Source organism: Rossellomorea vietnamensis, from assembly GCF_001305855.1.
Lineage (GTDB): Bacteria > Bacillota > Bacilli > Bacillales > Bacillaceae_B > Rossellomorea > Rossellomorea vietnamensis_A.
Window position 1 is genome coordinate 62,754 of record NZ_LIXZ01000005.1, and the last position, 15,852, is coordinate 78,605.

General features: G+C 42.2%; 16 protein-coding genes and 1 riboswitch. Of the genes, 13 read left to right on the top strand and 3 right to left on the bottom strand.

Annotation, left to right across the window (positions count from 1 at the left end; translation table 11 throughout):
* Positions 1 to 193 precede the first annotated feature (193 nt).
* The gene (locus AM506_RS07730) at positions 194 to 1,051 is read left to right on the top strand and encodes a CvfB family protein (protein ID WP_060671925.1); all 858 of its coding nucleotides are present in this window, start codon (positions 194 to 196) and stop codon (positions 1,049 to 1,051) included.
* Between the two features lie 53 nt (positions 1,052 to 1,104).
* Here AM506_RS07730 and AM506_RS07735 read toward each other — a convergent pair whose 3' ends face one another.
* Positions 1,105 to 2,328, bottom strand: coding sequence for an MFS transporter (locus tag AM506_RS07735; RefSeq protein WP_200908427.1), 1,224 nt, complete (start codon positions 2,326 to 2,328; stop codon positions 1,105 to 1,107).
* A gap of 224 nt (positions 2,329 to 2,552) precedes the next feature.
* On the opposite strand from AM506_RS07735, the gene AM506_RS07740 reads away from it, so the two are divergent.
* Positions 2,553 to 3,614, top strand: a complete 1,062-nt coding sequence (locus AM506_RS07740) for a C45 family autoproteolytic acyltransferase/hydolase (protein ID WP_060671926.1) — start codon at positions 2,553 to 2,555, stop codon at positions 3,612 to 3,614.
* A gap of 172 nt (positions 3,615 to 3,786) precedes the next feature.
* Here AM506_RS07740 and AM506_RS07745 read toward each other — a convergent pair whose 3' ends face one another.
* Together AM506_RS07745 and msrA are read right to left on the bottom strand one after the other, a co-directional pair.
* A complete protein-coding gene (locus AM506_RS07745) occupies positions 3,787 to 4,902 on the bottom strand; it encodes a glycosyltransferase (RefSeq protein ID WP_060671927.1) in 1,116 nt (371 codons plus the stop codon).
* A 172-nt stretch (positions 4,903 to 5,074) separates the two neighbouring features.
* Positions 5,075 to 5,605, bottom strand: a complete 531-nt coding sequence (gene msrA / locus AM506_RS07750; RefSeq protein WP_060671928.1) for a peptide-methionine (S)-S-oxide reductase MsrA — start codon at positions 5,603 to 5,605, stop codon at positions 5,075 to 5,077.
* A 221-nt stretch (positions 5,606 to 5,826) separates the two neighbouring features.
* A riboswitch (cobalamin riboswitch) is annotated at positions 5,827 to 6,026 on the top strand.
* Positions 6,027 to 6,163: 137 nt separating this feature from the next.
* On the opposite strand from msrA, the gene AM506_RS07755 reads away from it, so the two are divergent.
* From AM506_RS07755 to proC, 11 genes are all read left to right on the top strand, one after another.
* Positions 6,164 to 7,129: an ABC transporter substrate-binding protein gene (locus AM506_RS07755; protein WP_060671929.1), complete on the top strand. Its 966-nt coding sequence runs from the start codon at positions 6,164 to 6,166 to the stop codon at positions 7,127 to 7,129.
* Positions 7,092 to 8,150 (top strand): FecCD family ABC transporter permease, encoded by a 1,059-nt coding sequence (locus AM506_RS07760; protein WP_060671930.1) that lies wholly within the window; start codon positions 7,092 to 7,094, stop codon positions 8,148 to 8,150. Before AM506_RS07755 ends, AM506_RS07760 begins: the two co-directional genes overlap by 38 nt.
* Positions 8,147 to 9,613, top strand: a complete 1,467-nt coding sequence (locus AM506_RS07765; RefSeq protein WP_060671931.1) for an adenosylcobinamide amidohydrolase — start codon at positions 8,147 to 8,149, stop codon at positions 9,611 to 9,613. Before AM506_RS07760 ends, AM506_RS07765 begins: the two co-directional genes overlap by 4 nt.
* Before the next feature lie 34 nt (positions 9,614 to 9,647).
* The gene (locus AM506_RS07770) at positions 9,648 to 10,202 is read left to right on the top strand and encodes a bifunctional adenosylcobinamide kinase/adenosylcobinamide-phosphate guanylyltransferase (protein WP_060671932.1); all 555 of its coding nucleotides are present in this window, start codon (positions 9,648 to 9,650) and stop codon (positions 10,200 to 10,202) included.
* On the top strand, positions 10,199 to 10,987 hold the full coding sequence (gene cobS / locus AM506_RS07775) for an adenosylcobinamide-GDP ribazoletransferase (RefSeq protein WP_060671933.1): 789 nt from the start codon (positions 10,199 to 10,201) through the stop codon (positions 10,985 to 10,987). Before AM506_RS07770 ends, cobS begins: the two co-directional genes overlap by 4 nt.
* Positions 10,957 to 11,574, top strand: coding sequence for a histidine phosphatase family protein (locus AM506_RS07780; RefSeq protein WP_060671934.1), 618 nt, complete (start codon positions 10,957 to 10,959; stop codon positions 11,572 to 11,574). Before cobS ends, AM506_RS07780 begins: the two co-directional genes overlap by 31 nt.
* Positions 11,526 to 11,954 carry a bifunctional adenosylcobinamide kinase/adenosylcobinamide-phosphate guanylyltransferase gene (locus tag AM506_RS07785; protein ID WP_160316861.1) on the top strand — a complete coding sequence of 143 codons (429 nt, stop codon included), beginning with the start codon at positions 11,526 to 11,528 and terminating at the stop codon, positions 11,952 to 11,954. Before AM506_RS07780 ends, AM506_RS07785 begins: the two co-directional genes overlap by 49 nt.
* A gap of 14 nt (positions 11,955 to 11,968) precedes the next feature.
* The gene (locus tag AM506_RS07790; RefSeq protein ID WP_060671936.1) at positions 11,969 to 12,556 is read left to right on the top strand and encodes a cob(I)yrinic acid a,c-diamide adenosyltransferase; all 588 of its coding nucleotides are present in this window, start codon (positions 11,969 to 11,971) and stop codon (positions 12,554 to 12,556) included.
* A 44-nt stretch (positions 12,557 to 12,600) separates the two neighbouring features.
* Positions 12,601 to 13,317: a hypothetical protein gene (locus AM506_RS07795; RefSeq protein ID WP_060671937.1), complete on the top strand. Its 717-nt coding sequence runs from the start codon at positions 12,601 to 12,603 to the stop codon at positions 13,315 to 13,317.
* A gap of 175 nt (positions 13,318 to 13,492) precedes the next feature.
* Positions 13,493 to 14,446, top strand: coding sequence for an LCP family protein (locus AM506_RS07800; protein ID WP_060671938.1), 954 nt, complete (start codon positions 13,493 to 13,495; stop codon positions 14,444 to 14,446).
* 463 nt (positions 14,447 to 14,909) lie between these two features.
* A complete protein-coding gene (gene proC / locus AM506_RS07805) occupies positions 14,910 to 15,755 on the top strand; it encodes a pyrroline-5-carboxylate reductase (RefSeq protein WP_082386274.1) in 846 nt (281 codons plus the stop codon).
* The last annotated feature ends 97 nt before the right edge of the window (positions 15,756 to 15,852 follow it).

Genomic DNA, 15,852 nt, shown 5'->3' on the forward strand with positions numbered 1-15,852 from the left:
CAACTGACTATCATCCGGTCAATGGAACCGGTAAAAGTTCGTGAATTCACTATTTTCTAAATTGATGATTTATTATTAAAAATAGCATACGCCCTATACATCATTCCTGAAAAAAGCTATATTTAGTGAATACAAACAATGAGTAGAGAAAACGTAAGTTAATACGTGAATGAATATTGGAGGAATAAATATAATGTCTTCTTTAAAACCAGGTACAGTAGAGGATTTATACGTTGATCATGAAGTGCCATACGGTTTCTTTCTAACGAATGATATCGATCGTGTACTTCTGCATCACTCTGAAATAACAGAAGAAATCCAAGAGGGAGATACAGTGAAAGTATTTCTTTATCATGATAAGGATGTACGCTTGACAGCGACCATGCGAATCCCTAAGGTGCAAGTCGGTGCATACGGTTGGGCAGAAGTAGTGGATAAGAGGGAAGATTTAGGCGTATTTGTGAATATTGGGTTGCCTAAGGATATTTTGGTCTCATCAGATGATCTTCCGAAATTTCAGGAGCTTTGGCCGAACCCTGGCGATCAACTGTTCCTTACCTTAAACCGTGATAAGCAAGACCGTTTATACGGAAGATTGGCCACTGAAAATATCATTGAACAGGTATCAAGAAGAGCTTCCTCTGAAATGATGAATGCCAAAGTGCAGGGGCGGGTGTATCGACTACTGAGAGTAGGAACCTTCTTCTTATCTGAACAAGGATATCGCTGCTTCGTTCACATGAATGAGCGTAAAGCGGAGCCAAGGCTCGGCGAACTCGTTGAAGGCAGAGTCATCGACGTGAAGGATGACGGAAACTTAAATGTTTCATTCTTACCATTGAAGCAGGATAAAATGCAGGATGATGCTGAAGTCATCCTTGAATATCTGGCAGTTCGGAACGGGGCAATACCATTCTGGGATAAGAGTCAGCCCGAAGAAATCAAAGATCGCTTCAATATGAGTAAAGCATCCTTTAAACGGGCTCTTGGAAAACTGATGAAAGATAATCTGGTGTACCAGGAAGAAGGCTGGACGTATCTAAAGAAATGAATGATCTCAACATGAAGAAGAGTGCTGACAAATGTCAGCACTCTCTTCTATGTTCAGTACGATCCACTTTGATTGACCCTATGACTTTCCTTTTTTGTTTTGACCGGTCTAATCGGTAAAAGTGTTCCGACAAAAGCGATTAAGGCACATCCAATGAGTACATGTGAATAACCATTCAAAGCAACCGTGGAAAGCACTCCGAACACAACAAGGTCCAAGCCTGAATCCACAATGGAAAGCAAGGAGATGGTCGTCGCCCTGATCCCGGACGGAATTAAGTCATTGCTTAATTGTGAATAAATGGGGTAACGGATTGCCCGTACAAGTCTTAATAAGAAAAATGAACCTAATACCATCCATATAGATGACCCGAACAAGCCTGATATGAGTAATCCCGCTGCCGCTGATAAACCAGAAATATTCATGAGCATGACCCTGGAATAGCGTGCTGTCATCCAACCGATTGAATTCGATGCAATATAGCCGAGAATGGCAGAAACGGCATAAAAGACCCCGATCAAGTAGACAGGTACGCTTGCATCCTGTAAAAGCGGTTGATCGAAATATTGGTAAACGGCACCAGCCGGTATGAACACCAATGTTACGTTTAGAAACATCATCAATAACTGTGGTGCCTGGCGTATTACACGGATACCACTCTTTATTTGGGAAAAAGGATTTTCTTTCTGAAATGAGTCAACAGACGGCTGTTTGACCCAAAGGATTAAGAAGAGTTCTATTAAGTGAAAGACTAAACCCAGTAAGATAAGCAGAGTGAATTGACTGTCCACCAGATCCTTTGCCAAATAAGAACCGAAAAGGACGGCTATCAGCATGCTGATAAACGAAGCTGATTGAATCTTTCCCATGGCATGATCCATGCGATTTTCTTCATTTGACTCTTTGAGTGAATCATAGATCAACGCTTCATCGGCTCCGGAAAAAAAGGTTACACTAAATCCATTGATGAAGCTGTATAAGAAGAACATCCAAGGCTCATAAGCGAATAAAAGCAGTGTGATACTAAGGAACTTAAGTAAAGAACCGAATAGAAAAGAATATTTTGCACCAAACCGATCTGCAAATATTCCAGTCGGAACCTCCCCGATTAATACGGCACCGCTCCAGAACATGAGCACAATTAAAATATCAGAAGAGGTTAACCCTCTTTCGAAATAGAATAACGTTAATACGGGTTGAAGAAAACTGATTGTACCAAAAAAAGAAATCCAAAATAGCACCCGGATATTATGGGCTGCAAGTGTTTGTTTCATCATAATTTGTCTCCTGCTTCCTGAATTTAATATATTCGTCGGAAGAAGGAGCGTCGTTTCGTTAATTCAGAACGTTCACTCCTTCTTGAAATAGTGATAGTGTTTTGAATGTTTTTTGCATGATATTTCCTCCTAGTGTTTGATGAATCCAGTGTAGCATAAGAAGGAGAAAAAGAAGTAGTTATTATTCGAAATTCTTTTGTTATTCGCAGAAAGGGCGTGAGTCAATGAAAGAGGTTGTTGCGGACGTATTGCAGTCCAGAGGGACTTATTATGAGATTGGTGTCCGCTTCGGGGAGGAACTTCGGCAGTCGCCACTCTATTCCCATCATCAAAAGAGACGAAAGAAGTCATTGAGGGATTACAATGTAAAGAGAGATGAAGTCGAGAGACTACTCCGATATTTCGCTCCCGGATTATGGGATGAATTAAATGGACTATCACATGGTTTACAGTGGTCACTGGATGATACAATACATGAATATTCGGGCTTTCAACAGGAGTGGGTGACTTCAGGTTGTTCGTCTTTGGCGAAGGATGGTATTTATGTGAGGAATTATGATTATCACCCGAAAACGTATGAAGGCAGGCTCCTACTTGTGAAGCCGGCTGGTGGATATGCGTCCATCGGATTTTCTGGAAGGGGAATCGGACGTATTGACGGGTTGAACGAAAGAGGATTGGCAGTGGGTTTTCATTTCGTAAATCGAATAAAGCCTGGAGAAGGGTTCATTTGTACAACAATCGCCCGCATCCTTCTCGACACATGCAAAAATACAGACGAGGCCATCGAAGTGTTGCGGAGACTGCCTCACCGACACAGTTTTAACTATTCTTTATACGACCAAAGCGGCAAAGCTGCTGTAGTAGAAGCTTCCCCGAGGGGTATAGGGGTGTATCACCATTCAACTTTAAGTTGTACCAACCATTTTCAGATGAATCATATGAAAAAGGATAACCGGCATTATTTAAAAGACTCTCAAAAGAGGCTGGATATATTACGTTCAGGGCAGGAAAAGGAATTAACCATGAAGAGGGCATTCAACCTGTTTAACCAGGGAGACAGACCGATTTTCAAGAAAGCATATGATGCTTGGGCAGGAACGATTCATACATGTGTCTTTCAATGTGAATCACTGCGATGCTTGATCGGATTTGGAGAAAACTCCGATGGGTTGGCGGTGGACTTTCAAGATTGGGTCAGGGGAAAAGATATTCCCATTCGAAAAATTTCAGGGAAGTTCGATACAAACGAGCCGTTCTTATTTATGGAAGAAGTGAAGGAATAAGGGGGGAACCGAGCAAATCAAGGGATTAACGTGGCTTATCATTGTGGAGGACTTCCTCGGTTCTTATTTTTAAAATGTACATATTCATAAAAAGTATGTATGATTTGTAGCATTCCTGAAAATGTGGTGATCACGTGCACACCTACCCGTGCAAAAATACTTAAAGAGAGGATCATTTCATCTTTTCATCCTTTCCTTTCTCTATATATACGTAACGATCTTTCCAAATGGTCCTTTTTCGGAAAAAGGTATTCAAAAATGAATGAAGATAGGTCACTAGGAAAAATACGATGTGAACTGGAAATAATAATGTTTCAAACAGGTTGAAATGACCGATCCTTCTCACTAAGAAGTAGAGATAACTCCCTAAGAGGAAGTATTGGATTATGAATAAATAGGGATGTCTCCAAATCATTTCCGGTGTATGGATGACCAGCGTAATAAGTGAAGCAACCCATAAAGAAGAAATCCCCAAGAGCAGGATGTTTGTCGACTTAGCTCCTGAAGCGAAGCTTTTTGACCACCCGTGGAATAAATCACCGATTCCTTCCCCATACATCCTCATGGAAATGGCATCCCTGCCACTTGCCGCTTCCACCGATTCTCCGCATTTCTTCGCCCATTGACTCAAGGCAAAATGTTCCACCATTTCCCCTTTAATGGCTTCATGACCCCCAACCCGTTCATAAACGGTCCGTGAACATAGTAATAGTTGCCCGAAACCGCCTGAAGGCTTGCACAACCACGAAAAGAGGTGAGTGATACTGGTGGAAGCAAACACAATTAAATGAAACAGCATGGAGAATGTTTCATAAAAGGATTCCATTTTATGATACGGATGAATGGTTAAAACTCCTTGACATTGTTGAACATTATACGTTTCGCATATCTTGAGCAGACCTGCTTGCTCGAACCAGGTATCACTATCCACAAACAACAGGAATTCTCCTCTGGCTGCTTTCGCTCCATGCCAGCATGCCCATGATTTTCCGTTCCAGCCACTTGGCAATGGGGGTGCATCAATTACATTTGCTCCCGCGTTTTTGGCTATAGTCTTCGTTTGATCTGTTGATGCATCATTCACTACAATCACTTCCAATGGTTGTATGAACTGCATCTGGATACTGGATAGCAATCTACCGATCGTCTTTTCTTCATTTCTAGCAGGAATGATGATGGAACATTTCTTGACCAGATAACTATTCCGAAGATGAACGGAATTCTTCACGGTCGGAATTCTCGTGAAAAGGAAAATGGTTAGGCTAAATGCGGCAATCCAGATATACATATGTTTTCACCTTCTTAGACAAATTGTGTTGTATCGCCATTCTAGCCATAATATTTAACCGTGATACGCCAAGGAATGAAATCCAATGCCAATTATTATGAAAATATCGGTTCTAACTCAAAAAAACTCCTTTCTAGCCATTAGTTTTGCGAAAGGAGTTTTTTTTATGCTACTATTTGTTTTTCCAATGACCATCTATGAATTCATCGCGCCCAGACTTTGCGCGATCTTGTTTATATTCCTCCGGATTCGTTTTGTAGAACTTTTGATGATAATCTTCTGCCGGATAAAAGGTTGAGGCAGGAAGGATTTTGGTGACGATCGGCTTCTTGAATCGCCCGCTTTCTTCTATCGTGGTTTTTGATACCTCAGCTAATTGTTTCTGGTGTTCATTGTGATAGAAGATAGCGGTTCGATACTGGTCGCCGCGATCGTGGAATTGACCACCGTCATCAGTCGGGTCGATCTGGGGCCAGTATAACTCCAATAATCTTTCATAAGGAAACAGAGCGGGATCAAAGGTGATTTGAACCACTTCATAATGCCCGCTGTCACCGGCTTTAATATCCTCATAGGCTGGGTTTTCAAGGTGACCGCCCGAATATCCCGATACGACATCAATGATCCCTGGCAGCTCATCAAACGGCTTTACCATGCACCAAAAACACCCGCCTGCAAAGGTAGCGACTTCTCTATCATTCATTTAGCAAACCTCCTGTACCATATGTACTCCTCTAAAGCAGTAAAGCGATAGCTTGAACAGATTCTACCATGAAAGCAGCAAAGGAACAATCAAAATATCTTGTCTGCAGCAGATGTGTTGTTATTTTTAACATTAGCCAATTCTACAATTTTCAACAATTTCATAAAAATTCATTTCCTAACCAATTGAATTTGTGTATAATTCTTTTGAACGGAACAAATTCATAAGTTACGAGATCAGGTGAAGCGTAAGATATGATTCTTCTTAGCTTCTTAATAGGGAAGTTGGTGTAAATCCAACGCGGTCCCGCCACTGTAAATGGTAGTGAGCTGAAAAATTTACCACTGTGCAATAAAGTACGGGAAGGTGTCAGCAAACTATGACCATGAGCCAGGAGACCTGCCTGATTTTAAGCGCACCAACTCTACGCGGATAGAAAGGTGTAATATGCATGGTTGGCGGATTAAATTCCTATATATGCATCTTACACAGCATCTCTAGTCCACTGGAGATGCTTTTTTTTCTGTCACAATGTTAATCTACAGGGGGAATAAGGAAATGAAACACACAGTAAAGGCCATACTTGCATTGTTAGTAGCCATCGGATTCCTGACAGCATGCGGAACGAATGACGGGGATCAAACGAAGAAAAAAGAAACAGCAGAAGTTCAACAGGATGTATCCGGGTATCCTTTATCATTGAATGACGCACTCGATAATAAAGTCACCCTGGAAGAACAACCTAAACATATCGTTTCGTTGATTCCGAGTAATACGGAGATTTTATTCGAGCTTGGACTAAATAAGGAAATCGTCGGGGTATCAGACTTTGATAACTTTCCGAAAGAAGCCGCCGATAAAGAGAAGATCGGTGGAATGGAGTTTAACGTAGAGAAAATCGTCGGCTTGAAGCCCGACCTGGTCCTGGCCCATGAATCCACTGCTAAGTCTGCAGAAGAAGGTTTGAATCAACTGAAAGATGCAGGGGTGAACGTATTCATCGTTCACGACGCTAAAAGCTTTGAAGAAGTATATAACACCATCGAGGACATCGGTACACTTGTCGGCAAGAAAGATCAGGCAGATTCCGTAGTTTCTGAAATGAAATCGGATTTGAATTCCATTCAGGAAAAAGCGAGTGAAGTAACTCAAAAGAAAAAGGTCTATGTGGAAGTCTCACCTTCTCCTGACATTTATTCAACAGGTAAGAACACGTTCATTGATCAAATGCTTTCTATGGTCAATGCTGAAAACGTCATGAGCGAGCAAGAAGGCTGGGTACAGGTGAACCAGGAAGCGGTCATCTCGTCTAACCCTGATGTGATCATCACTACATATGGTTATTACAGTGAAAATCCGAAAGAACAGATAATGGGGAGAAAAGGTTGGGAAGATGTGACGGCAGTTGAAAATGGAGATGTTCAAGATGTCCATTCAGATTTAGTCACTCGGACCGGTCCAAGATTGGTTGAAGGAGTAGAGGAAATTGCAAAGTCGATCTATCCAGAGGTATTTGCAGAATAAAATAGGGATTACATACGGATTGGCAGGGCTATTTATACTTACAGCAATGCTTGCAGGCATTTCAATCGGTACGATATCGATTCCACCGATGGATATCATATACATCGTCGGTTCGAAGTGGTTCGGGTTCCGATTGCCTGATACTGTCGATCCCATGTTTGCGAACATCGTATATTCCATCCGGCTGCCCAGAGTGTTGTTGGCTCTGTTAGTCGGCAGCTCCTTGGCTATTGCAGGGGCTTCTTTCCAAGGGCTATTACGTAACCCACTGGCTGATCCATATACGCTGGGGGTGTCTTCAGGAGCCTCGGTCGGGGCAGTCATCACATTGTTTTTTCATTGGAGTATTCCGTTCACCGGGAAGTTCACGCTTCCCTTTTTCAGTATTATTTGTTCAATCATCACCGTATTTCTCGTTTTATGGTTCGCACAAAAGGTTGAAAGGACTATGAAGGTCGAAACGATAATATTGACGGGAATCATCTTCAGCTCGTTTCTGGGCTCGGTGATTTCATTGATGATTGCACTCACAGGTGAGGAACTAAGGCAGATCATCGGCTGGCTCCTTGGGAGTGTCTCTATGAGGGGATGGGATTACGTTGCAATCATCTTGCCGTTCTTCCTCATCGGAGTGGTGTTGCTCATCCTAAACAGCAAGGAATTGAACGGGATGAGCTTCGGTGAAGAACAAGCCCGTCATATCGGTATCTCCGTTCAAAAAAGGAAGCTGATCATTTTGATTGCCGGAAGCATCCTGACGGGGGCAGCAGTGGCCGTGTCCGGAACGATCGGATTTGTCGGCCTTGTGATTCCTCATTTTCTGCGAAGAATGATCGGACATGATCACAAGCATCTACTTCCCCTATCAATCCTTGTAGGCGGTGGGTTCCTCGTTCTCGCCGACCTGGTTTCCAGAACGATCATCGCTCCGACTGAACTTCCGATTGGAGTGATTACCGCCTTGATCGGTGCACCGATGTTTGCTTATATTCTTCTAAAGAAAAGGGGTCTTTCAACATGATCGATGTAAACGGGGTTTCAGTAGGTTACGGCGATCAAAAGATCGTGGAAGACATGAATTTTCATATAGACAAGGGAGAGTTCTTTGGGATACTTGGTCCAAATGGGAGTGGTAAGACGACGTTACTGAAAGCGATGACAGGTCTCCTTCCTTTAATGAATGGAGTCATTACATTAAAGGGAAAGCCACTTCACCACTTTTCTTCGAAAGAATTGGCTACGCATGTCGCGGTACTACCCCAGATATCAACTGAAACATTTTCATATAGAGTGAGGGAAACCGTGATGCTTGGCAGATATGCTCACCAGAGAGGTTTCTTTAAAGGTACGACTGACCGGGATGTTGAAATCGTCGACAAAGTGATGGATCAGACGGGCATTTCTGCATTCCAGAACCGCTCCCTGCATGAACTGTCAGGCGGTGAGCGCCAACGGGTGTTCCTGGCGCAGGCTCTTGCCCAGGAACCTCAAATCTTACTTCTGGATGAACCCACCAATCATCTTGATCTTTCCTACCAGAAGTCACTATTGGATTTGATTAAAAGTCAAACAGACCAGGGGGAATTAACGGTTGTCGCCATTTTTCACGATTTGAATTTAGCTAGCCTATACTGTGATCGTTTGCTGCTGTTAGACCAGGGCACAACGAAGCTTCTCCACCACCCGGAGGAAGTGCTGAAAGAAGAACATATCGAAGAAGTATATCATACAAAGGTTCAGAAGCATGCTCACCCATTGGTGGCCAAACCTCAAATGGTGATCGTGCCCGAAGGAACCGTCACTGAAAACCTGATTTTAGATGAAAGGTATATGACATTGACCGAAGAATGCATCCTTTTTTCTGCACCCTTCCCATTGAAATGTATGTCGTCAGGCATTATAGGAGCAGGAATTGGTTGGTACTCTCATTTTATGAATCGTCGCGTACCCGTGGATTATGACTGCCGGGATTACAAAAAAGATATGCATGAGTATCTCATTACGAAAGAATTGGATCCGTCTTTATCTGTCGGCATGATGACTGCTTTGGATTTGACTAACATGATATGTGAGCGTTTTGAGATGGAGGGGAAGTCGGTTTTCGTCGTCGTGACCGCCGGCGTTGGAAATGCCATGGATGTATCAACGAGCTTTCAATATGACATTGATTCTAAACCGGGTACGATCAATACCTGGGTTTTCATTAATGGGAATTTATCTGATGAGGCCTATATCGAAGCCCTCGTCACATCCACGGAGGCAAAGGTGAAAGCTCTGAATGATATGGATGTAAGGGACAAAAGGAACGGAAATATTGCGACTGGAACGCCTACTGACAGCATTCTGATTGCTTCCAGTCAAAAAGGGGAGCTTGAACCATTTGCTGGACCGATCACTCCAATAGGTAAGTTGATTGGCCGAGGAGTCTATGAAGTAACAAAGAAAGCTATCCAACGTTATATAGGTAAAATAGAGGAAGGTTAATAAGCTTTCCATAGTATGGAAGGAGAAGTCTGTCATGGGAAAACTCTTCTTCATAACCGGAGGAGTTAGAAGCGGTAAAAGTTCCTATGCAGAAAATCTTGCATCGGACCTAAGAACATCGAATGAGGTTTTGATCTATCTTGCGTGTGGAGTGAATACGGACCGTGAAATGGAAAAAAGGATTTTGAAACACCGACTGGATCGAGAGCATTCAGCTGAAAATTGGAAGACGATTGAAAGGCCATCCGCTATCGGGGGCATCCTTGACTCTATACCTTCTAATGCGATTGTTTTATTAGATTGTCTCACGACTCTTCTGACAAATGAAGGGTTCAATGGGGATATGGAGGGGGGAAGGTATGTCGAGGACAGTATCTATGAATCTATCCTACAGTTAAAAGAAAAAGTAAAAGCATTACTCGTTGTAAGTAATGAATTGTTTTATGACCTACCATCGAAACCAGAAGAAATACTGCAATTTCAGAGGATGCTCGGAAGATTACATGAAAGATTGGTGAAGGAATCATTTATTGCAATCGACATGTCGGTTGGAATCCCGGTTATGAAGAAGGGAATCCGAATGCGATGAGATTTGTAAAAAGTTTTCTCCTTAATATACAATTTTTCACGATACTTCCAGTGCGAAAAGAATTCTCACTTGGAAAAGAGGAAATGAGATGGATGGTCCGCACATTTCCATTATTCGGTTTATGTATCGGAACGCTTCTAACAAGTGGCTATGTATTACTGGAATCCTATACACCCATGAGCCCATTGGCATTATCATTTTATATTTGGGTGATGCCCATTCTGCTGACCGGTGGTATTCATTTGGACGGTTATATGGATGCAAGCGACGCCTACTTTTCTTATCGAGATCTACAGAAGCGTCTAGAAATCATGAAAGATCCCCGTATCGGTGCATTTGGTGTTCTATCTCTTGTGATATTACTCTCCTCCCGTTTTTTGTTCATCTATGAATCCGTCCACTATTCTGATACTGCTACGATTTGTTTAATTCTGATGTTGATTCCCATATTCAGCCGTATTGTCATGGGAGCGAGTCTCATTCTTATCCCCCCGGCCCAAAAAGCCGGTATGGGGTATAGCTTCAGTAAGTATATGAAATTGAACGACATTTGGTGGATGCTTGCCTCTTTCATATTGATTATGGTGGCAGGTGTCTTCCTGAATGGTCATTTTATTTATGCTATCTTCACTGTTGTAACGATCGGATTTGTCCTGTTTGTTTACTTGAAGAGCAAAAAGTGGTTTGGAGGCATGTCTGGTGACACAATCGGAGCAAGTGTAGAAGGGATTGAGTCAATTCTATGGATGACTATATGGCTATTGCTTTTATTCGACATGGCTTAACAGATGAAAATGAGGGGGGGAAATACATCGGATGGTCAAATCCGGGCTTATCACCGAGAGGGATAGAAATCCTTATACGGAATAAGCAATCCTTCGAACCATATGAGGGATGTTTTTCAAGCGACCTAATCCGATGTTTGGAAACCTCACATTTTTTGTTTTCTGATGCCTCTATCATTTCATCTCCTCTGTTAAGAGAATTACATTTTGGAAAGTGGGAAGGATTGACCTACGAGGATTTGAAGGAAAATGAAGAGTATCAGTATTGGTTAACCGATCCCTCCATCTCACCTCCTGGAGGAGAAGGGATGAATCAATTTATCAAACGAGTAGAAGTTGCCTGGGAGCAAATCAAGGCACACGTAGAATCATTTAATGGAAACCGGTATTCAGTCATAACCCATGGTGGAGTCATTCGGTATCTGTTAACCTCCCTGTCACCCATGAGTGAGCATCAATCCTTTTGGGAATGGAAGGTTGCACATGGAGCAGGGTATGAATTGGCTTGGAAAACAGAAGAAGATTGGAGAGATCAGAATTGTACTTCATTACGGGCGGTTCCTTTAATGGGAAGGGGAAATGGGTAAGAAAGCATTTTCGTTTGAAGAGAAGCGACACAGAGTGGGTCCGGTTATTTACAGAAGGTTTGGAAGAAGTCCATCCTTCCAAGCCCGTCCTCGTGTTGGAGGGCCTTGAGTATGCCGTTCGATTTGCCCTTCAACGCGGGGATGGTGATATTAGGGAAGAATTCTTCCACCGGATAGAGGAGTTGAAGAAGTGGGAAGAAGAACATCCAGAACGCAAAGTGATCTGGATCGGGTCAGAGATAGGGAAAGGAATTGTACCCGTCGATCGAATTTCGAGGGAATGGAGAGATGTGACTGGGTGGGTTTATCAGGACCTTGCCGAAAGGTCGCATAATGTATGGCTTGTCTGGTACGGTATGGCTACATCAATAAAAGGGTAAGGGAGGAATTAATAATGCAACTTTATACAAGAACCGGTGACAAAGGTCAGACCAGTTTAATCGGGGGAAGGGTCGATAAAGACGATATCCGGGTCGAGGCATACGGGACACTGGATGAAGTGAATTGTTTCGTTGGACAGGCTATTTGTGAATTAAATCATGAGCGTTTTGACGATATCGTAAAGGACTTAGCCACTATTCAGCATGAACTTTTCGACTGTGGGGGGGATTTATCCAATGTATCAAATAAGAGAAGGAGCAAGCTTCAATTGGATTCCGTCCATGCTTTGGAAGACAAAATAGACGGTTTTGTCAGAGAAGCCCCGCCTCTTGAAAAATTCATACTCCCGGGCGGTGCAAAGGCTTCTGCGAGTATTCATATTGCAAGGACCGTTGCGAGAAGGGCAGAGAGATGCATGGTTTCCCTTTCAAAGACAGACGAAGACTTTCCTGTTGTGACGTTACAATATATCAATCGGTTATCAGACTACTTCTTTGCTTTGGCACGCGTGATCAATCATCGAAGTAATGTCAAAGACGTTGAATACCTTCGCAGTGCCAACGTATTCTCTACACGTAGAATTCAGAAAAATGATAAGTAGTGGTTTAAGGTTCTCTTTCTTTATATAGGAAAGGAGGAAATGAGATGATTCAACTTAGGGATGCCCTATCGATTTCCATAAACGAAGATTTTGAACTGATTCTAGCATCTGATTGCAGTGGGGGAATCGGAATGAAAAAGGGGGACGAGGTACAGGTTGATCCTGAGATTGTAGGATATTTCGGTTTTCGAGTCTCGGTGATGGAATGTTTATCAGCCGGTGCCCGACTAATGGCCGTTCAATTGTTGAACTTTACAGGAGACAGCGTATGGGAGAGGTATGCCGCGGGGGTCAGGCTGGGTTTGAGTGAACTCGGTATGGATGATATTCCTCTAACCGGAAGTTCAGAATCCAATTTCAATCTGAACCAGTCTGCACTTGGCGTAACCTGTATCGGTATGAGGGTAAAGGAGCCGCCTCATCTTCCCCACCCAAGTCTCTCATATGCTCTTATCGGAACTCCTTTGGTCGGAGAGGAAGTATTGATACATGAATCTTCCATCGCCCCATTGGATCTATTTCATACCTGCATTCAACATCCTTCTATCGTCGATATATTACCTGTAGGGTCAAAAGGTGTGCGTCATGAACTGTCTTTGCTTGTCGGGAAACCGTTGAAAAGGGGAGATGTTTACTCCTTGCATGACTTGGATAAATCCAGCGGGCCCGCAACTTCATTTATCATTTCGTACAAAAAGGAAGATGAAAAGAATATAATGAAATTAACCGATGGCCATTATAAACCGTTGACCATTTCTTGACAGGAAGAACTAAATACTTTTATAGATATTTGTGGTAAACTATATTCTCGGGGTGGACCGTATGGAGAAAAGTGTTAGTTTATCCAGTATTCTGTGATTGTCAATTTCAATTGTATAGAGTACTATCTCATACTATCATCGGTTCATCATGAATGTCATAAAAGTAGGTGAAGAAATGGAGTCCCGACTAGATCGAAAGTCCAAAAGGAAAAAACGTGGAAGAAAAGTGATTTTGGTATTATTAATCCTTATTTTCAGCTTGATCGGTTACGCTGCTTTTCAATTTTACAGTGGTTATAAAATGGCTGGTGAAGACCAGATGCAGGAAGATTATAAATTCAACGGAGTAAAAGATGAAAACGGGAAGGTTAACATATTGTTATTGGGAGTCGATAGCAGGGGCGAGAAGAAATCTAGGACAGACACTATGATGCTCGCACAGATTGATCCGAAAACAAATGAGACCAAGCTTGTTTCATTTATGAGGGATATTTATGCAGAAATCCCCGGTTATAAAAATTACAAACTGAATACGGCATTTTATTTAGGTGGTCCTGAATTGCTCAGGAAGACGATTAAACAGAATTTTGATTTGGATATTCAGTATTATATGATTGTCGACTTTAAAGGTTTTGAACAGTCAGTCGACATCCTGGCACCAAAAGGAATTGAAATGGATGTTGAAAAAGCCATGTCAGAAAATATCGGTGTTTCTCTGGAACCAGGTGTCCAAAACCTGAACGGTAAGGAATTACTCGGCTATGCCAGATTCCGTCATGATGAAAATGGTGACTTCGGAAGGGTTGAAAGACAGCAAAAAGTGATTGCAGCTCTTAAAGATGAAGCCCTATCCATCGGAGGCGTAACAAAGCTCCCTAAGATGGCAGGATCCATTCAGCCCTATATTCAGACGAATATGGGTAAACTGGATCAAATCTCGATCGCGAAAGATATACTGCTTAGCAACACCAGTGACATGGACAAGCTTACCCTGCCGGTAGAAGGTTCATATACGAATGGAAGTTACAGCGGAGTGGGGTCCGTTCTTGAAATTGACTTTGAAGAAAATATTCAAGCTTTAAAGGACTTCCTGAGTGGAGAAAACTCAGACGAAGCTTCAACCGAATAAATCTGACAATCCCGTTAAGTTATTGAATGCTTAACGGGATTTTTTTGATTAGAGGATGGACTTGTTAAAAACGCGCTTTGGAACTGAGCTGACAGGAGTCACAGCCAAAAAACGAGTCATTTTCTATCAAAACCTTAAAAGTATAAATTCTGATTATACGCCCTCTCAGCCAATCTAGAGCCTTCAGAAGGAATCTGAATAACATAAATGGTAATGATAACGCTTCCACTAGCTATTTCGGCTAATTCCTTACTACTTCCTTTATTGCTCTTGATATCATTCTTCAGCATGTTACGATAATAAACGTTGTGAACAAAACACACGCCAATCAAGGGTTTTGGCGATATAAAACAACCATCATATTAATATTTGTTCTTAAACTTTACATTAAATGTTCAATTAAAAACGAAAAAAGTGTTATGAGAAGAACTTCCGATAAAATAAGGAACAGGAGTGGATATGATTGTTAAATAATAAAACGGTAGCATTTCTGGGTGCAGGTAATATGGCTGAAGCAATGATTTCAGGAACGGTACAGAGTGGAAAGATCCCAGCTGAACAAATCATTGTTTCCAATCGAAGCAATTATGGAAGACTTCAAGAAATGAAAGCTAAATATGATATCAGTGCAATAACAAAAGACGATCTGCCCTTTAATGAAATAGATATCCTCATTCTTGCCATGAAACCAAAGGATATCGATAAAGCACTGGATTCGATCAATCACTTGGTCAGGAATGATACAGTGATCATGTCGGTACTCGCAGGTATCACGACTTCTCATATGGAAGAACAATTACCTGCAGGTCAGCCTGTCATTCGTGTCATGCCTAATACGTCAAGTATGCTGAAGGAATCTGCAACGGCAATCAGTGCGGGAAGGTTCACTTCAAGAGAAGATATGGAGAATGCAGAAGAATTATTATCAAGCATCGGAGAGGTATTCGTCATTGAAGAAAGTCAGATGGACATTTTCACCGGAATTGCGGGAAGTGGTCCAGCTTACTTCTACTATTTAATGGAACACATCGAAAAGACGGGTGCTGAAGCAGGACTAGACCCGAAATTGGCTCGTAAAATCGGAGCTCAAACCATTTTCGGAGCAGCCAAAATGATGCTGGAGCGAGAAGAATCACCAACTCAACTAAGAGAAAATGTAACATCCCCAAACGGTACTACGGCTGCAGGACTTGATGCATTAGCTCAGTTCGGTGGAGGTAAAGCCATCTCAGAAGCTGTCAAGGGAGCAGAAAAGCGTTCGAAAGAAATCAGCTCATCCTTACAGTCCAAAGAATTAGTTACGAGCTAATCACCCAACGAAAACCATACACCTCATATATATCTTTTTACCAACCATACAAGAAATCCAGGTCTGTCCCTGCATATAGAAAGAGGGGCAAGGGACG